The following is an 18,582-nucleotide window of genomic DNA, read 5'->3' as shown; positions in this document are numbered from 1 at the left end:
CCCGGGTCGCCACCAGGCGGACCCGCGCAGCCCGCCGCCAGGACAGATCAGCCAACCGCCTGATCCAGCCTCGCACCCGTCAGCCCCGAGCAATAGGCCCGAGAGGCAATGCGGTTCATGAGAAAAGCGCGGTCGACGCCTGCGGGGCCGGGCATTTCCGATAGGGCGCGGTAGGCGCGGCGCAGCACCTCGCCCCGGGTCGCGCCGCACACCAGCAAGCGCGTGCATGGCAGGCGACGGTCCACGCAGCCGTCGATGCGCACTTCCAGCGCATGGGCGGCGACGGGTTCGCAATCGGCTACGGCCGTGCCCGAATGGGCCTGCGCCTGGGCGTCGATCACGCGGAACACGCCGCTGCGATCGTCCAGCGCGAAAGCGACGGTACCCATGCCCTGCCAGCCGCGGTCCCGCGCCACGTCGGCGGCGACGGTGCGCAGCGCGCTTTCCATCGAAGCCGGCAGATGGGGCGCCGGGGATTCGGCGATCAGGACCCGGGCGTCGCGCCATACGCAACGTTCCCAGGCCCGGCCCGTGGCCAGGCCGCCCGCCTCGGAAACGAACACGTGGATGTCGAGCCGGCGCTCGCGGCCTGCGGCTGGTCCGGCGTGATCCGTGGGCGGACCCCGCCGGTTTGAGGCGCCCCTGGATGACATGACAGTAGAAACTTTGGCGCCCATGGCCCCTCCCGGTCTTTCTGCTTGCATAGCAAGCGTATCACCTTCGGACGACGAGCAAGTTTTATGCCACGCCCAGCCTCCCCTGCAAGCCCTGGAGCGCGGCCGGGCGCCGCACCGTAACCAGGCGTTGACGTCCGCGCAGGCACCAGATCAGGGCAGACGTCCCGCCGAGGTGCAAGGACGGAAAAAGCCCTACGCCGTCTGCCGGATGAAGGGGGAGCGCCAATGGGGGATAATTCCGGTTTAATCTCCTGCCAGCCGCCTTTTGGATACGAGGGTTTACCAGCAGACCCCGGCAGAATGAGCGCTGCAACTCTCATCAAGGAATCGCTGTGGGCGACAACACGCAATTTCCGGGCTCGGTGTTCAAAGCCTATGACATCCGCGGCACCGTGCCCGATCTGATCGACGCGCGCTTTGCCCGAGCCTTGGGCGTAGCGCTCGCCGCCCGTGCGCGCGACCAGGGCATACAAACCCTGGTCGTCGGCCGCGATGGCCGTCTGAGCAGCGAAATGCTGTCAATAGCGCTGCAGGAAGGCATGCTGGAAGGCGGCGTGGATACTCTGGACATCGGCATGGTACCCACCCCGCTGGTCTATTTCGCCGCCAACGTCATGCAGACGGGATCAGGCGTCGCCATCACCGGCAGCCACAACCCGCCCAAGTACAACGGCTTCAAGATGATGATGGGCGGCCGTGCGCTCTACGGCGAGGACGTGCAGGCGCTGGCCGCCAGCATGAACGGCCCCGCCAGCGCCCCGGCGGCGCGGCCCGGCGTGCGCCGTCAACTGGACCTGGTGGCGTCCTACATCGCTCGTGTCGCGTCCGGCATCAAGCTGGCGCGGCCCATGAAAATCGCGATCGATTGCGGCAACGGCGTGGCCGGCGCGGTCGCCCCGGCGCTGTTCCGCGCCCTGGGCTGCGAAGTCACCGAACTGTTCTGCGAGGTGGATGGCACCTTCCCCAACCACCATCCCGACCCCGCCGAACCCAAGAACCTGCAGGACCTGATCAAGTGCGTGGCCGAGACCGACTGCGAACTGGGCCTGGCTTTTGACGGCGACGGCGACCGCCTGGGCGTGGTGACGAAATCGGGCCAGATCGTCTGGCCGGACCGCCAACTGGTGCTGTTCGCCCGCGACGTGCTGGACCGCAATCCGGGCGCCACCATCATCTATGACGTGAAGTGCAGCCGCCACGTCGGCCTGTCGGTCGAAGCCGCCGGCGGCGTGCCGCTGATGTGGAAGACCGGCCATTCGCTGGTGAAGGCGAAGCTGGCCGAGACCGGGGCCCCGCTGGCCGGCGAAATGAGCGGCCACATCTTCTTCAAGGAGCGCTGGTACGGGTTCGATGACGGACTCTACACGGGTGCGCGCCTGCTGGAGATCGTGTCGCGCGACGCCGATCCCTGCGCCGTGCTGGAAGCCCTGCCGCAAGACGTTTCAACTCCAGAGTTGAAGCTGGAAATGGAAGAAGGCCAGCCTTTCACCCTGGTCCAGGCCTTGCAAGACCAAGGCCAATTCCCCGCTGCGAACCGCGTGATCACCATTGATGGCGTGCGTGCCGAGTATCCAGACGGCTTCGGCTTGGCTCGCCCCTCGAACACCACCCCGGTCGTCGTGCTGCGATTCGAAGCGCAAACGTCTGCGGCGCTGGAGCGCATCCAAGCCGACTTCCGACGTGAGCTGAGCAAGCTCGCCCCGCAAGCCAAACTGCCTTTCTGAACTCCATGTCTCTATCGAACAGCCCCGCCTGGCAAGCGTTCATCACGGCCACGCGCTCCGCACCCAAGACCGGCGCCCAATTGCGCATCATCAATGCTCCCGGGTTGCGCCTGGACTTGAGCGCGCAGGCGTATTCGCCGGAGCTGGAGAATGCAGAGGCCGCGCTGCTGACACAACAAGGCTTCGAGGCGGCCCGGGCTTGCCTGTTCGACGGCGGCAACGCCAACTGGACCGAGGAACGCCCCGCCTGGCACACCGCCCTGCGTGCGGCCCAACCGCCCGCCAAGGTGGCCAAGGCCGTGCTGACCGAGCGTGAGCGGATGCGCGAATTCGTGCGGCAGGCCGACAAGGCCGGGCGCTATGGCTGCGTGCTGCACCTGGGCATAGGCGGCAGCGACTGGGGGCCGCGGCTGGTCACGCGCGCCCTGCGCCACGGCGGCGCGCGGCGCGAAGTGCGTTTCGCCTCCAACGTGGACTCGCATTCGGTCGCGGACGCGATGAGCCGCCTGGATCCGCACGATACCCTGGTCATCGTCGCATCCAAGTCGTTCACCACGACCGAGCCGCTGGCCAATGCCGAGGTCGCCATGAACTGGCTGCGCGATGCCGGCGTGGCGGATCCGATCAAGCAGGTCGTGGCGGTCACCGCCAACGTCGAGGCGGCCTTGAACCTGGGCATCCTGCCCGATCACATCTTCCAGATCTGGGATTGGGTGGGCGGACGCTATTCGCTTTGGTCCGCGATCAGCCTGCCGGTCGCGCTGGCGCTGGGCACCGACTGCTTTGACCAGCTACTGGCGGGCGCCGCCGCCATGGACGAGCATTTCCGCACCGCGCCCATCAAGGAAAACGCGCCCGTCCAGCTGGCGCTGGCCGGCGTCGTGAACCGCAGCGTGCTGGGCTACGACTCCCTGGCAATCACGCCCTACGATTCGCGGCTTTATCACATCGTGCCCTGGGCCCAGCAGCTGGAAATGGAATCGCTGGGCAAGGTCGCCACCGCCGATGGCAGCCCGGCCGGCGTGCCCACCGGCCCGGCCGTTTGGGGCATGTCGGGCACCGATTGCCAGCACACCTTCTTCCAGTGGCTGCACCAGGACACCCGGGGCGCTCCCGTCGACTTCATCCTGTGCGAAAAACCCGACCACGCCTACGCGCGGCACCACGAGCTGCTGATCGCCAACTGCCTGGCGCAGCGTTCGGCGCTGCTGCGCGGCAAGTCCTACGAGGAAGCGCTGGCCGAAACCTCGGCCATCGAAAGCGATCCCGACCGCGCGCGGCTGCTGGCGCTGCACCGTGTCCATCCGGGCGGCCGGCCGTCCTCGCTCATCGTGCTGCCGCGCCTGGAGGCCTATACGCTGGGCGCGCTGCTGGCGCTGTACGAACACAAGGTGTTCACGCAGGGCGTGGTCTGGGGCATCAATCCCTTCGATCAATGGGGCGTTGAATTCGGCAAGGCCCTGGCCAAGGGCATCATGCACGAGTTGAATTCGCAGCAAGCCAGCCAGCAGGATCCTTCCACCCGCTACTGGATCGACGCGATCACGCGCCGTCCCTGAGCGCTAGCCGGCGCCTCCCCGGCGCCGGCGCTGCCGTATCAGGCGCTGAGCGCGTCGTAGATTTCCACGTGGATGCGCGCCACGCGCTCGATGTTGAACTCGTGCTCGGCCAGCGCCCTGCCTGCGGCGCCCATGGACTGCCGCAAGGCCGGATCCCCGGCCAGACGCGCGATGGCGTCCGCCAACGCCTGCGCGTCTCGCACCGGCACCAGCAGTCCGGTCTCGCCGGGTTCGATCGCATCGCGGCAACCAGGCACATCGGTAGTCACGACCGCGCGCGCGCAGGCTGCCGCCTCGATCAGCGACTTGGGCAGACCTTCACGATAGGAAGGCAGCACGGCGATATGCGAGGCGGCGTACAGCGCGGCCACGTCGGAGCGTTCGCCCAATGCGCGCACGCAGCCTTCCCGCTGCCAGGCATCCACATCGTCCTGCGTCGCCGAGGCCGGATTGCCGGCGTCCACGCCGCCGACCAGCTGCATCGTGACAGGCAAGCCACGCTCGCGCAGCAGCCTGGCCGCCTGCACGAATTCCTGCACGCCCTTGTCGCGCAGCAATCGGGCCACCATGGTGACCACGACCGGCGGCGCCGGCGGTTCGGGCTGGGCCCGATACGCATTCAGGTCCACGCCCGCGCCCCGGATCATGACGACCTGGGCGTCGCGCACCGCACCCAGCGACTTGAGCAAATCGCGGTCGCTGGCGTTCTGGAAGATCACGCGGCTATTGGGATGGCCCAGCGCCAGCCGGTACAGGCGCGCGACCACGGCGCGCACCAGCTTCATCTTCAGGGAATTGGACAGGAACACAAAGCCCAGTCCGGAAATCGCCGCGACCATGCCCGGCACGCGCGTCAAGCGGGCAGCGATGCCGCCATAGAGCACGGGCTTGATCGTGACCAGATGCACGATCTGCGGCCGCAGGCGGCGGAACAGCCGTATCAGGGCCAGCAGCGTACCCAACTCCTGCAAGGGATGCTTGCCGCTGCGCGTCATGGGTATGGCGTGATGCGTCATGCCCAGCGCCTCGATGTCCGCCACGGCCGGACCGTCCATCGTGGCGACATGCACCTCGTAGCCCGCCTGTTGCGCGGCCAGCGCCACCGGCACGCGGTGCGACATGAAGAAGGCCGGATTGTTGACGACAAACAGCAGGCGGCGCCCTGCGCTCATGCTTTGACTCCTGAGATGCGGCGCCACACCGCGATATAGCTTTGCACCATGCGCGCCAGGTCGAAATTTTCCAGCACGCGGGCGCGGCCCGCCTCGCCTGCACGCGTACGGCCGCGCGAGGCCACTTCGCACAGGGCTGTTTCAATGCCGCGGGCCAACGCCTCGGACTGCTCCGGCGGCACCACCACGCCGGCATCGCCAACGATAAAGGCCGCGTCGCCCACGTCCGTCACGACGCAGTAGACGCCGCAGGCCATGGCCTCGGCTACCACGTTGGGAAAGCCTTCCGCGCAGCTGGACAGGACATGCAGGTCCAGCCCGTTCATTGCGGCGGGCACGTCGTCGCTGGGACCCGCCAACACCAACCGGTCGCGCAGGCCCAGCCTGTCGATCAAGGCCGCCAGCTCGGTGTTTGCGGCATCCATGCCGCGACCTATCAGCACGCAGCGCAGTCCCGCGTCGCGTCCATCGCGTACCAGCGCGGCGATGGCGCGCAGCAGGTTGGCGTGGTCCTTGAGCGGATCCCAGCGGGCCACGCAACCGATGGCCGGCACGTCCTGCGGCAAGCCCCATTGCGCGCGCACCCGCTGCCGGGCCTCGTCATTCGGCGCATAGCGCGACAAGTCATAGCCGTTGGCGATCACCACCATGCGTTCGCGGTCATAGCCTTTGTCGGCATGGCGCTGCGCCGACTTCTGGGCGGCGCATACGATGGCCTTGGGTATGCGGCCGGACAGCAGCGCGCACGCCCGCAGCACCAAGCGGGCCGAACGGCTGCTGCGCTCCAGGTGTTCGCCCGAATTGCGTATGCCCCAGGCGATGGCCCGCACGCCTGCCAGGCGCGCCGCCAGGCCGCCGATCAGATCGGCGTGGTACATCCAGGTCTGCACCGCGTCGGGACGCGTCGCGGCGATCAGCGAACGCAGCGCCATGAAACCGCCCAGGCTGACCCGCCCGCGTTTCATGCCCAGCGCATGCACCGCGACGCCTGCCGCGCGCAGGCGCTCGCCATAGATGCCCTCGTCGGTCAGCGACACGATGACATGTTCCACATCCGCCCCGGGATAGGTCGCCAGGCGGAACAGCACGGATTCCGCCCCACCCTGCCCCAGGCCGGTGATGATGTGCAGGACACGCAGCGGCCGAGCGCTCATTGTCCCTCCCGCACGGCATCGAACAATTCATCCCATTCCGCCAGGACGCTGGCCAGCGCATAGCGCTGGCGCACCGCGGCGGCACCGCGCAAGCCCAGTTGCTGGCGCAGGGAGGCGTCTCCCAGCAGACGGCGCAGGGCCTCGCGCAGGTCATCTCGATTGCCGGCGGGCACCAGCAGAGCGTCCTCGCCGTTGCGCGTCATCTCGCGCGGCCCGCTGGGGCAATCGAACGCCACGCAGGGCAGGCCCAGCGACATGGCTTCCAGCAGCACATTGGGGAAGCCTTCCACCAGCGAACTCAGCACGAAGGCCTGGCCCCGCGCAAGTTCATCCCAAGGCGCCTCGGTGCGGCCAGGCAAGCTGATGCGCGACTGCAGGCCCAGGCGCGCGACCTGCTGCTCCAGCGCGCCGCGCTCGGGGCCTTCGCCCCAGATGCGCAGATTCCAGTCCGGGAAGTCGGGCGCCAATTGCGCGAACACGTCGATCAGCAGGTCAAACTGCTTGTCGGTGACCAGGCGTCCCATCGCCAGCAATTCGCGGGGACCGCCGTCTTCACGCTGCGGCACCAGCGGCGCATCCAGCAAGGGCGCCGGCAGCGGATTGGGAATCACGGCCAGGCGCTTGATGCCGGGCACCTGCCGGGCGAACGGGCCAGCGGTATCCTCCGCCTGCACCGTCACCATGTCGGCGCGGGGATACAGGATGCGACGCAGCTTGCGCCACACGGTTCCCGTCGTGGTTTCGGCCACCGGATTGGTACGCTCGCAAACAATCAGCGGCACCTTCAATCCCAGGGAAGCCAGTATGGCGGCCACGTTGACGTTGGTCAGGAAGGACACCACCACGTCTGGCTTCGAATCGCGGATGTGTTTGCGCAGCGCTAGCAGACGCTTGAATGCGGCCTTAGCCCCCGATGCGCGCGTGCCTGCCAGATCCGCCAGCCAGGCCAGTTCGACCTTGTCCGACAGCGGATAGAAGCAGTTGCCCTTGGACGAGTAGGTGGGCGTCAGGATGACGGAATCCCCGCGCTCGGCCCATGCGTTGACCAGCGTGGCGGCGACCCGTTCGGCGCCGCCCGCGTGCATGGAACTGACCAGCATCAAGATTTTCATGCGTCAAAGACTCCCAACCGATCCTCCCTGCTCCTTGTCGCCGCGGTAGCGGTCAAGCCAGGCCTGCATCATCAACACGCCCCACAGATGACTGTCCCAATTGCGATGGCCCGACGTATGCTCGCGCCATTTGCGCAGAATGGGTTCGGGCTCGAACCAGCCTTCCTGGCGCAGGCGCGCCGGGTCCAGCAGCGCATCGGCCCATTCGCGCAGCGGGCCGCGCAGCCATGCGGCCAGCGGCACGGCGAAACCGCGCTTGGGGCGGTCCACCAACGCCTGCGGCACATGGCGGTGCAGCACCTGGCGCAGCAGCCACTTGCCCGTGTTGCCGCGCACCTTGTATTGGTGCGGCAGGCTCCAGGCGAACTCATATACGCGGTGATCGATCAGCGGCACGCGCGTTTCCAGGCTGACGGCCATGGCGGCGCGATCCACCTTGACCAGGATGTCGTCCGGCAGGTAAGTCACCGTGTCCAGCTTCATCATGGCTTCGAACGTGGAACCCTGCATCGCCCGGGCGAACTCGGACACCGGTTCCACGCCGCCCTTCACCACGCTGGAAGGATCGGCCCAATACGATACGAAATGGCGGTAGAACTCGCCGCGCGTATCGGTGCGCAGCAGTTCGCCCAGCTTGCCGACCTTGCCGCGCCAGGCGCCGCGCCCGGGGAGATGGGTGGACGCGCTCAACAGCGCGCCGGCGGGCTTGCGCAGCAGCGCCGGGACGCGCTCGCATTGCTGCCACCAGTTGTTCACGCGGAAATAACGCGAATAGCCGCCGAAAAGCTCATCGCCGCCATCGCCGGACAGCGCCACGGTAACGTGCTGGCGCGCCATGCGCGTGACCAGCGAGGTCGGAATCTGCGACGAATCCGCGAACGGCTCGTCGTACATGTCGGCCAGCGTGGGCACCACGGCCAGCGCATCCTCCGCCGTCACGTACAGTTCGGTATGGTCGGTGCCCAGATGCGTGGCCACCGCCTTGGCATGCTGCGCCTCGTCGTAGCCCTTCTCGTGAAAGCCGATAGCGAAGGTGCGCACGGGCTGCGAGCTCTGCGCCTGCATCAAGGCCACGATGGTGGAGGAGTCGATGCCGCCGGACAGGAAGGCGCCCAGGCTCACGTCCGACAGCATCTGGCCGCCAACCGCCTTGGACAGCACGCCTTCCAGCGCGTCGGTCGCCTGCGCATCGGATTCGAACGACAGCAGCGATTGCGCCGAGGTGTCGGCGGCCTCGCGGGCCGACCAGTACACGCGCGGCTCGGGCATGCGGCGGCTGCGGGTATCGTCGGCCGTGAATTCGACCCAGGTACCCGGTGGCAGCTTGGCAATGCCCTGGTAAATCGACTGCGGCGCCGGAATGTAGTTGTGCCGCATGAACGACGCCAGGGCGTTGCGGTTGAGCTCGCGGCCGAAGCCGGGAATCGGCATCAGACCCTTGAGTTCCGACGCGAACACCAGTTCGGCGCCTGAGTAGCCGTAGTACAGCGGCTTCTCGCCCATGCGGTCGCGCGCCAGCATCAGCTTGCGCGACGCGCGGTCCCACAGCGCGATGGCGAACATGCCCACGGCGGCCTGCAAGGTGGCTTCGATGCCCAGGGCGGTAAAGCCCGCCAGCAGCGTTTCCGTATCGGAATGGCCGCGCCAGGACGGCGCCAGCGCCGATTGCTCGAGCTGCTTGCGGATGTCCAGGTGGTTGTAGATTTCGCCGTTGAACACCATGACATAGCGGCCGCAGGCCGACGTCATGGGCTGATGGCCGGCCTCGGTCAGATCCAGGATCGCCAGGCGCACGTGCGCCAGCGCCAGTTCGGCCTCGGGGTCTTCCCAGAAACCATTGCTGTCCGGCCCGCGGTGGCGGATGCGGCGGCAGCTTTCCGCCAACACACGTTCCTTGTTCCCGACAGGGCCCCAAATCCCGACTATTCCGCACATGATGAAGTTCTCGTTGTCACTGTAGCAACAGCGCGACGCGCGGCCTCAACGGCCGGTTCCGCGCACGCCGTCAAAAAGTTCCTGCCATTTCTGCAGCACGCGCGCGGCCGAAAAACGGTCGCGCACGTCGATCGCCGCCTGCGCCATGCGCGCGCGGTCCGCGTCATTGCGCATGACGGCGTCCAGCGCCTTGCACAGCGCGGGCACGTCGCCATTGGGGCGCACCAGCACGCCGTCCACGCCTTCGCGGATGATCTCGCGCGGCCCCGTGTCGCAGTCGAACGATACGGCGGCCAGCCCGCTCGCCATGGATTCGAGCAGGGTATTGGACAGCCCTTCGAAGCGCGAGGTCAGCACGTACAGATCGGCGCTTTCATACCAGTCGCCGACGTTGCCTGCTCGCCCCGGCATGAAAATCCGCGACGCCAGACCAGCCTCGCGCACTTGCGCCTCCAGGGCGGGCCGCTCGTCGCCCTCGCCCAGGATAACCAGATCCCAACCGGGATGCGACGCCGCCAATTGCGCATAGGCCTGGATCAGCAGGTCGAAACCCTTGTCGGCGTGCAGACGGCCCACCGCCAGCAGGCGCTTGCGGCCGTCGCCCGACACCGGGGTCAGAACCGGTTCGGCGCGCGGCAGGGGAAAGTGTACCGGGTTGGGAATGACGGCCAGCTTGCTGCCCGGCACGTGCTGCGCCAGCCAGTCGGCGGTGCCGCGTGTCAGCGCGACCACGCTGGCCGCTCGCGGATACGTCAGCCGACGCAGGCGCTGCCAGAAGCCCGACAGCGTCTGCGAAGGCGGATGCGTATGTTCGGTGGCGATCACCCGGCAGGACAGGCCCGCGCAAGCCAACACCGACAGCACCGACGCCGTCGTCATCATGCCCAGCACGATGTCCGGGCGGAACGACTTGATCACGCGGCGCAAGGCGCGCACCCGTTGCACATTGCTCCAGATGCCGCGCAGACCACCGCCCTCGCCCGCCGTATGCAGGACCTCGCGGCGCACCTTGGGGTGCAGCGTGTAGACGTCGCCCTCTGCGCTGGCCTGCGTCACCACCATGACTTCCCGCCCCATGTCCGCCCAGTGCGCGCTCAGGTCCGCAGCCACGCGTTCCGCGCCGCCGCCATGCAGGGAATGTATGAACAACAGGACGCGCGGCGCCGGGCCGGTATCGGTCACGGGCATTCAATCGGCCTCTTTGGGTTCAACTTTGCGCATCGCCACCGCCAGGTAGCAGGCAAAGGACAACAGATACATGAGGCTGGTCGCCAGCATGATGCCGGCCGCGCCCATCCTGGGCGCCAGCACGGTGTTCAACACCGCCTTCAGGGCGAAATTGGCGACGGCGATGGCTGCCATCACACGATAGCGGTTCTGGCTGGCCAGCAGTTGCACCAGGATCAGCACGCCAAAATAGAACGGCAACTGCAGCAGCCCCCAGCGGAACACATGCGCCACGGCCTGGGTATTCTCGGCGGTGAAGGCGCCGCGCTGGAAAAGCACGGACACGCCCCACGGCGCCAGCATCCAGCCCACGGCGACGGCAACAGCGCCTGCGGCCACCATCAGCACCGACCATTTGAGAGCCATGCCGCGCGCACGAGCGGTATCGCCCCGCGCTTGCACATCGGCCAGCACCGGCAAGGCCGCGCGCCCCACTGACACGGCGCCGATCCCCAGCACCAGCGACAACAGCCGGCTGGCGTAGCCCAGCGTGGCGTTGGCGTTCGCTCCCAGATTGGCGGCGGCGTACTGGTCCAGCGGACCGACGAAACTCATGGCCACCTGGCCGATCAGCATCACGCCCGCGGCGCCCAGCAGTTCGGGCCAATGCGGCGATTGCAGCGTCAGCCGGGGCGCGCCCCAGAAACCGCCATCGGCGCGCGCCGCCAGCCAAGCCAGCCAGACGGTCTGGATCGCGTAGCCGACCAGCGTGCCCCACAGCAGCGGCCCGACGCCGTCGGCGCTGGCGGCCAGCATCACCCAGGCCAGCGTCGCCACGGCCGGCACGCTGTCCAGCAGGGTATTGACGTGTCTTTCCTGCGCCCGCAGCCGCGCAGCGCTGATGCCGGCGACGAGCAGCAGCGCCGACACCGGCGCGAACGCGGCAAGCAGCTGGCCTGTCATGTCGCTCACGCGGGCCGACAAGCCCTGGCCCAGCACGCCGACCACCTGCGGCCAGGCGAACCAGGTCAGCAGCGCCAGCGCAATGCCTGCGGCCGCCACCCAGCCCTGCAGTTCGCGGATGAACAGATTTCTTTCGGCGGCATCGGCGCGGCGCAGCCGCACCAGCACCGGGATCAGGACCACCGACAGCACGCCCACGATGGTGACCGGCAGCCAGGTAGCCATGGTCATCGTGAACTGGTAGGCGTCCACGGCGTCGCTGACGCCGTAGCGGTACGCCACCGCCATCTCCTTGATGGCGCCGGCGGCCTTGCCCAGCAGCAGAAACACCGCCACCCGGAAGGCGCCCTTGAAGATGCGCTGATGGTCCGGGTGGATGCTGCCGAGTTTTCTGACGAGTGCTTTCAAATCAACGCAGGAATTGCGTGTACCAGGGCATGGCCACTTCCAGGCCTTGCAGCACGGTGTGCGTCGGCTCGTAGCCCAGCAACCGGCCCGCCTTGCTGACGTCCGCCTGCGAATGGCGCACGTCGCCGGCGCGGAAGTCGGCGTAGACCGGCTTCTTGCCATAAGCCACGTCTTGATTGCCCAGGGCTTGCACCAGGAAGCCGAACAGTTGGTTCAAGGTGCTGCGGCCGCTGACCGCCACGTTGTAGACCTGGTTGCGGCCTTCCGGCGCGGCCATGGCCGCGAGAATGTTGGCTTGCACCGCGTTGTCCACGAAGCAGAAATCGCGGCTGGTCTCGCCGTCGCCGTTGATGGTGACGTCTTCGCCCTGGATCATCGCGGCCGTCCACTTGGGGATCACGGCCGCATAGGCGCCGTTGGGATCCTGCCGCTTGCCGAACACGTTGAAGTAGCGCAGGCCGACCGACTCGAAGCCGTAGGAGCGCGCGAAGACGTCCGCGTAGAGTTCATTGACGTACTTGGTGACCGCATACGGCGACAGGGGATTGCCAATGTTCTCCTCGACCTTGGGCAAGGCCGGGTGGTCGCCATAGGTCGAGCTCGAGGCCGCGTAGACGAAGGATTTGACTTCGGCATCGCGCGCCGCCACCAGCATGTTCAGGAAACCGCCGATGTTCACCTCGTTGGTGGTGATCGGATCCTTCAAAGAGCGCGGCACCGAACCCAGCGCGGCCTGGTGCAGCACGAAATCGACGCCCTGCGCCGCGCGGCGGCAGGCTTCCAGGTCACGGATGTCGCCTTCGATGAAGGTAAAGCGCGCCCACTGCTCGGGCGTGACCGAGTCGCGCACCTCGTCCAGGTTGTGCTGATGGCCGGTGGCGAAGTTGTCCAGGCCGGTCACGGTCTGGCCCAGCTTCAGCAGGGTCTCCAGCAGGTTCGACCCGATGAAACCGGCGCAGCCGGTCACCAGCCATTTGCGCGGCGCGGCCGACAGTTCCTTCTTGATGGTCTCAAAGCGTGTGGTCATGGGCAGTCCTTACAGGCGCAGATCGGATTCGGAAGGCGAAAGCACGTACTTCAGGTCATACAGGATGTGCTGCGCCTTGCCGAGCTTGCGGATGCCTTCCGCGCCCATCGCCTTGAACTGATTGTGCGCCACGCCCAGGATCACGGCGTCGTACTTGCCTTCGTCGGGCTTGGCCACCGGGGTCAGGCCGTATTCGTGCATGGCTTCTTCGGGATCGACCCACGGGTCGTACACGTCGACGTCGACGTTGTAGTCGCCCAGTTCCTTGACGATGTCCACGATGCGCGTGTTGCGCAGGTCGGGGCAGTTTTCCTTGAAGGCCAGGCCCATCACCAGCACACGGGCGCCCTGCACGTGGATGCGGCGCTTGGTCATGGCCTTGACCAGTTGCGACACCACGTAGCTGCCCATCGAGTCGTTCAGGCGGCGGCCCGCCAGGATGATCTCGGGGTGGTAGCCGATGGATTGCGCCTTGTGGGTCAGGTAGTACGGATCCACGCCGATGCAGTGGCCGCCGACCAGGCCCGGACGGAACGGCAGGAAGTTCCATTTGGTGCCGGCTGCCTGCAACACGGCTTCGGTGTCGATGCCCATCTTGTTGAAGATCAGGGCCAGCTCGTTGATCAGCGCGATGTTCACGTCACGCTGCGTGTTCTCGATGACCTTGGCAGCCTCGGCCACGCGGATGCTGGACGCCTTGTGCGTGCCGGCGGTGATGATCTGCTTGTACAGCTGGTCGACCAGCTCGGCCACTTCGGGCGTCGAGCCGGAGGTGACCTTCTTGATGGTGCTGACGCGGTGGTCCTTGTCGCCCGGATTGATACGCTCGGGGCTGTAGCCGGCATAGAAATCCACGTTGAACTTCAGGCCCGACACGCGCTCCAGCACCGGCACGCAGTCTTCTTCCGTGGCGCCAGGATAAACGGTGGATTCGTAGATGACGATGTCGCCGCGCTTGAGCACGGCGCCGATGGTCTCGCTGGCCTTGACCAGCGGGGTCAGGTCCGGCTGCTTGTATTCGTCGATGGGGGTCGGCACGGTCACGATGAACACGTTGGCCTGGCCCAGCACGCTGCGGTCCGCCGTGTAGCTCAGCTGGGTTGCTTCCTTCAGCTCTTCATCGCTGACTTCCAGCGTATGGTCGTGGCCCGCCTTGAGCGCGTCGATGCGGCGCGTATTGATATCGAACCCGATGACCGAACGCTTCTTGCCGAACTCCACCGCCAGGGGCAGGCCGACATAGCCCAGGCCGACAACAGCGAGTTTCACATCCTGAATTCGCAACATAACTCTCCCTTCACCGTAGAACGATTACGGCATTTCAAATATGGTCGGGTAATTAAGAAAAGATTACCGAGCCCCCGGCGGCAGCCGCCGGGGCGCCCAAAACTAATCGGAAGTCCGCAAAACGGATGGCAGCAGCAGCCAGCCTGGCCGGCGCCAGGACACGAGCCGCGAATACAGCCAGATATAGACGGCGGCGAACACCACCAGGCTGGCGCAAAGCGCCCAGGCGTTGTCCCACCAGATGGTCGCGGGCACCAGGCCGATCAGGGCCAGCACCCACATGTAAGGCGAGGCCAGCGCATTGCACAGCGCGGGCACCGCATGCCGCCGGCCGCGGCTGAACGTGACCCGCACCAGACGGCGGAACACCAGTTGGTGCAAGTGCAGCGCATCCGGCTGGTCCACGGGCACGCCGCGCTTGAAGCGCCGGCGCCAGATCGAAAAACCGGTTTCGAAGACGGGATAGAACAATACGGCCAGCGCGTAGAACGGCGACACCGAAGGATTGCGCACCACCAGCAGCACGGCCAGCTCGGCCAGCATGAAGCCCAGGAAGTACGCGCCGCCATCGCCCAGGAACACGCGCCCGAACGGGAAGTTCCAGACCAGGAAGCCCAGCGTGGCCGAGGCCAGCGCCGCCGCCACCAGGAAAATCGGCACGTCGCCCACTTGCAGCGCCACCAGGCTGATCGAGACGGCCATCAGCGTAGCCACCATGCCGGCCAGGCCGTTCATGCCGTCAACGATATTCAGCGCGTGCGTACAGCCGCCCACCGCGAACATGGTGAACAGCAGCGACACCGGCCAGAAGGACAGCACGTAATCCACCGGCGCCATCCCCACGCGGCTGACGCCGCCCAGCAGCCACCAGGCGATCGCGGCCGACAGGAAGGCAGCCAGCAGGCGCTTGCTGGCGCCGATGTCCTTGGTGATGTCTTCGAGCAGGCCTGCCACGAACACGGGCAGCGCCGCAACGAACAGCGCGGGCCACAGCCAGGTCAGTGTCATGTTGCTGGGTCCGAGGACCAGCAGGCCCGCCAGCGTGCCCGCGAGCACGGCCAGCCCGCCGACGCGAGGCGTGGCGCGGGAATGGTTGGCTTGGGGCTTGTTGAGGTCGCTGTCGCCGGTGAAGGCGCCATGCCAGCGCTCCGACGCCACGATGAGTCCCCCCACCATGAATGCGACCACGCAAATGTACAGCCAGGTCACCGAGTCACCTCTGGTTGGTCTATCGAGACAGGCCCGCCATTATCGGTGGCAGGTGTAACGCCCATATATGGGAGGAATAAGGAAGTGCAATTCACCGGCACAGAACGTAACGCATTGCGCCATGTCGCCAGTCCCAGGCAGAAACTGTCATTTGGCAGGATCGCCAAGGCGAAACCGCGCAGGCGCGGAAATAGGGGTTTCATGGAACGATTGTAGAACTTTCCGCCCTGACGCACGCGAAATATCCAAGGGAAAACGCGAAGGCCGTCCTCTGACGGAAGTGCCAGGCAGGGCTACAGGCGATACTCCGCCACAGCTAAATGGGGACACACCAAAAACATCGAAAAAAAAGCCCGAGATCGTGAGATCTCGGGCTAAATCCACCAAAGGAGGAGGGTGGAGGAGACAACCGTGGCATGTTGGGAGCTGGCCTTCCGCTCGCTACGCTTTCGGGGTTTTGCACCGCGCCGACTGCGTTTCAACATCCGATGTATGAATAGTACCGAGGTTTTTTGTGCGATGCAAGAATTTTTTTAGCCTGTCGCGCAAGAGATTTTTCGCGTTGCAAATTTGCCGCAAAGTCCTGGACTCTCCTCTGGAAACCCGCGCCAATCAATGGCTATTCCAAAAACAGGGTTTTTGCCAAATGGGTAAACCCGCCCGGGGCTTACCCTAGCCTCTATCGGGTTATCCCGCTCTGGATTTTGCACCGAGATGGTGCGTCCGGCACCAACTTGCAGCTATTTTTGCGCATTGCAACATTTCACGTTTCAGGCGTATCAGACCCAGTAAGCGGTGGTCGTCATGACCTTCGACATGGCCCGCATCGCGGCCTTTACCGGCGCCGGCAAAGGAACACCGCCCGCCGCTTCCGCGCTGGCGCGATGCTGCGCCTCGTCCTCTTTCATCTTCTGCACGATCTGGCGCGAGCGCTCGTCCTGCACCGGCAAGGTGCGCAGATGTTCTTCCAGATGCACTTCGACCTGCTTTTCGGTTTCCGCCATGAAACCCAGGTTGCGCGGCACGCCGGCGTAGCTGGCCAGCACGCCAAGCGCAAACGAACCCGCGTACCAGACCGGATTCAGCAGGCTGGGGCGGCTGCCCAGTTCCGTCAGCCGCTGATTGCACCAGGCCAGGTGGTCCACTTCCTCGGAGGCCGCGTTCAGCAGCAGGGCCCGGGGCGCGGGCTCTCGGCATACCGAAGCCTGGCCTCGGTACAGCGCCTGGGCGCAGACCTCGCCTACATGATTCACCCGCATCAGGCCGGCCGCGTGGCGCTTTTCCTGGGCCGACAGGGCTTGCGGCGCCTCGTCGGCAGTGGCCGGATACGGGCGGCCGGCAGTGGCGCTGCCGGACAGCACCCGCAACGCGCGGTCGGCCTCGGCCAGCAGCGCATCCACGGGGCTGATGCGGCGCAGGAAGGAAACGGGGCTGGGGCGGGACAGAGCGGTGGACATGGGGCAACTCCTCGGCAAGGCTGGCACGCACACCCCTGATGCGGGGCGGGGCTCTCATGCCCGGAATTGTACGCAACAGGTATCATCGGCCATTGACAGCGCTCAAGCTCAAGGACACGACAATATGGAATGCACGATCGACTGGGGCGGCCCGAACGGCATGCTCTTCACCGCCAGCACCGGCAGCGGCCACGTGGCCGTCATGGACGGCGCCGTGGACGGCGGCGGGCACAATCTGGCCCCCCGTCCCATGGAAATGCTGCTGGCCGGTACCGGCGGCTGCACCGCCTACGACGTGGTGCTGATCCTCAAGCGCGGACGCCACGCGGTCAGCGGCTGCAGCGTCAAGCTCCAGGCCGACCGCGCCGATGCCGACCCCAAGGTCTTCACCCGCATCCATTTCGCCTTCACCGTCACCGGCCGCAACCTGCCGCGCGCCGCGGTCGAACGCGCAGTGCAGCTGTCGCACGAAAAATACTGCTCGGCCTCGGCCATGCTGGAGAAAACCGCGGCGCTGACCTTCTCGGTCGAGATCGTCGACACGCAGGAAACGCCCGCCGCGGCCTGAACCGCGCCCGCGTGGTGTAATTCGTCTATCCGTAACTTATAAGAGCCGCCGCGATCCGTTCGCGGCGGCTGTCTGCGTCACCCGCCGGGCGAGCGTGCGCAAGGACCGCCATGAAACAATACCTGGACCTCGTTCAATCCATCCTGGACACCGGCGCGTGGCAGGAGAACCGCACGGGCATACGCACCCTGAGCATGCCGGGCGCGTCGCTGCGCTTCGACCTGCAGAAGGGCTTCCCCGCTGTCACCACCAAGAAGCTGGCCTTCAAGTCCGCCATCGGCGAAATGGTGGGTTTCTTGCGCGCCTCGCGCAGCGCGGCGGAATTCCGCGAGCTGGGCTGCAAGGTCTGGGACCAGAACGCCAACGAGAACAGCCAGTGGCTGGCCAACCCGTACCGCGAAGGTCCCGACGACCTGGGTCCGGTCTACGGCGTGCAATGGCGCCAGTGGCCGGCCTACAAGATGCTGGACGCCAGCCGCTCGGCGCAGATCGCCGACGCCCTGTCGCGCGGCTACGCCAAGGTCGCCGATCTGGAGGAAGGCGGCGCGCCCAAGGTGCTGCTCTACAAGGCGGTGGACCAGCTGCGGCAATGCCTGGACACCATCCACGAACGGCCGGGCGACCGCCGCATCCTGTTCCACGGCTGGAACTGGGCGCAGATCGAGGAAATGGCGCTGCCCCCCTGCCACCTGCTCTATCAATTCCTGCCGAACGCGACCACCCGCGAAATATCGCTGTGCCTGTACATCCGTTCCAACGACGTCGGTTTGGGTACGCCATTCAACCTCACGGAAGGCGCGGCCCTGCTGCATCTGGTTGGCCGACTGACCGGCTACACGCCGCGCTGGTTCACCTATTTCATCGGCGACGCGCACATCTACGAAAACCACCTGCCGATGCTGCGTGAGCAACTCACGCGCGAGCCCTACGAAGCGCCCACGCTGGTGCTGTCGGACCGCATTCCCGATTTTGCGGTCACCGGACGCTACGAGCCCGAATGGCTGGAGAAGGTGGAACCAGGCGACTTTTCGTTGTCGGGCTACACCCATCACGCCCCCCTCACCGCCGCCATGGCCGTGTAGACAGTGGCTGCCTGCGCGCCCTGGGCCGCAGGTGAAGATTGGTGAGCTTCTGGAAGCGCGTTTTCGGTATAACCCATCCCT

At 66.3% G+C, this 18,582-nt stretch carries 15 protein-coding genes; 4 read left to right on the top strand and 11 right to left on the bottom strand.

What is annotated here, in order from left to right:
- Positions 1-47 precede the first annotated feature (47 nt).
- Positions 48-563, bottom strand: coding sequence for a hypothetical protein (locus N5C88_RS16620; RefSeq protein ID WP_280015807.1), 516 nt, complete (start codon positions 561-563; stop codon positions 48-50).
- Between the two features lie 446 nt (positions 564-1,009).
- On the opposite strand from N5C88_RS16620, the gene N5C88_RS16615 reads away from it, so the two are divergent.
- Positions 1,010-2,401 carry a phosphomannomutase/phosphoglucomutase gene (locus tag N5C88_RS16615; RefSeq protein WP_280015806.1) on the top strand — a complete coding sequence of 464 codons (1,392 nt, stop codon included), beginning with the start codon at positions 1,010-1,012 and terminating at the stop codon, positions 2,399-2,401.
- 5 nt (positions 2,402-2,406) lie between these two features.
- Complete coding sequence (gene pgi, locus N5C88_RS16610) at positions 2,407-3,960, top strand: glucose-6-phosphate isomerase (RefSeq protein WP_280015805.1); 1,554 nt, start codon at positions 2,407-2,409, stop codon at positions 3,958-3,960.
- Positions 3,961-3,998: 38 nt separating this feature from the next.
- On the opposite strand, the gene N5C88_RS16605 is transcribed toward pgi, so the two are convergent.
- The 10 genes from N5C88_RS16605 to coq7 all read right to left on the bottom strand — a co-directional run bounded on the left by N5C88_RS16605 (position 3,999) and on the right by coq7 (position 16,851).
- Positions 3,999-5,132, bottom strand: a complete 1,134-nt coding sequence (locus tag N5C88_RS16605) for a glycosyltransferase family 4 protein (protein ID WP_280015804.1) — start codon at positions 5,130-5,132, stop codon at positions 3,999-4,001.
- On the bottom strand, positions 5,129-6,286 hold the full coding sequence (locus tag N5C88_RS16600) for a glycosyltransferase (RefSeq protein WP_280015803.1): 1,158 nt from the start codon (positions 6,284-6,286) through the stop codon (positions 5,129-5,131). The genes N5C88_RS16605 and N5C88_RS16600 overlap by 4 nt, the downstream gene beginning before the upstream one ends.
- Positions 6,283-7,398 carry a glycosyltransferase family 4 protein gene (locus N5C88_RS16595; protein WP_059371332.1) on the bottom strand — a complete coding sequence of 372 codons (1,116 nt, stop codon included), beginning with the start codon at positions 7,396-7,398 and terminating at the stop codon, positions 6,283-6,285. Before N5C88_RS16595 ends, N5C88_RS16600 begins: the two co-directional genes overlap by 4 nt.
- Positions 7,399-7,401: 3 nt before the next feature.
- The gene (gene asnB, locus N5C88_RS16590) at positions 7,402-9,333 is read right to left on the bottom strand and encodes an asparagine synthase (glutamine-hydrolyzing) (RefSeq protein WP_118931376.1); all 1,932 of its coding nucleotides are present in this window, start codon (positions 9,331-9,333) and stop codon (positions 7,402-7,404) included.
- A 45-nt stretch (positions 9,334-9,378) separates the two neighbouring features.
- Positions 9,379-10,521 carry a glycosyltransferase family 4 protein gene (locus tag N5C88_RS16585; protein WP_251879173.1) on the bottom strand — a complete coding sequence of 381 codons (1,143 nt, stop codon included), beginning with the start codon at positions 10,519-10,521 and terminating at the stop codon, positions 9,379-9,381.
- Positions 10,522-11,871 (bottom strand): lipid II flippase MurJ, encoded by a 1,350-nt coding sequence (locus N5C88_RS16580; RefSeq protein WP_059371329.1) that lies wholly within the window; start codon positions 11,869-11,871, stop codon positions 10,522-10,524.
- A 1-nt stretch (position 11,872) separates the two neighbouring features.
- Entirely contained in the window at positions 11,873-12,898 is a 1,026-nt protein-coding gene (locus tag N5C88_RS16575; RefSeq protein ID WP_059371328.1) for an SDR family oxidoreductase, read from the bottom strand.
- Positions 12,899-12,907: 9 nt separating this feature from the next.
- Positions 12,908-14,185: a Vi polysaccharide biosynthesis UDP-N-acetylglucosamine C-6 dehydrogenase TviB gene (gene tviB / locus N5C88_RS16570; RefSeq protein ID WP_280015802.1), complete on the bottom strand. Its 1,278-nt coding sequence runs from the start codon at positions 14,183-14,185 to the stop codon at positions 12,908-12,910.
- A gap of 102 nt (positions 14,186-14,287) precedes the next feature.
- On the bottom strand, positions 14,288-15,394 hold the full coding sequence (locus tag N5C88_RS16565) for a glycosyltransferase (RefSeq protein WP_013396215.1): 1,107 nt from the start codon (positions 15,392-15,394) through the stop codon (positions 14,288-14,290).
- Positions 15,395-16,173: 779 nt separating this feature from the next.
- Positions 16,174-16,851, bottom strand: coding sequence for a 2-polyprenyl-3-methyl-6-methoxy-1,4-benzoquinone monooxygenase (gene coq7 / locus N5C88_RS16560; RefSeq protein ID WP_280015801.1), 678 nt, complete (start codon positions 16,849-16,851; stop codon positions 16,174-16,176).
- Positions 16,852-16,975: 124 nt separating this feature from the next.
- Here coq7 and N5C88_RS16555 point away from each other — a divergent pair, with 124 nt between their 5' ends.
- Both N5C88_RS16555 and N5C88_RS16550 read left to right on the top strand, forming a co-directional pair.
- Positions 16,976-17,419 (top strand): OsmC family protein, encoded by a 444-nt coding sequence (locus tag N5C88_RS16555; RefSeq protein ID WP_088142589.1) that lies wholly within the window; start codon positions 16,976-16,978, stop codon positions 17,417-17,419.
- A gap of 110 nt (positions 17,420-17,529) precedes the next feature.
- A complete protein-coding gene (locus N5C88_RS16550) occupies positions 17,530-18,501 on the top strand; it encodes a thymidylate synthase (RefSeq protein ID WP_059371324.1) in 972 nt (323 codons plus the stop codon).
- The last annotated feature ends 81 nt before the right edge of the window (positions 18,502-18,582 follow it).

Source organism: Achromobacter sp. GD03932, assembly GCF_029839485.1.
Lineage (GTDB): Bacteria > Pseudomonadota > Gammaproteobacteria > Burkholderiales > Burkholderiaceae_B > Achromobacter > Achromobacter bronchisepticus_A.
The sequence above is the reverse complement of the archived record's forward strand: the minus strand, read 5'-3'. Positions and strand labels throughout refer to the sequence as shown.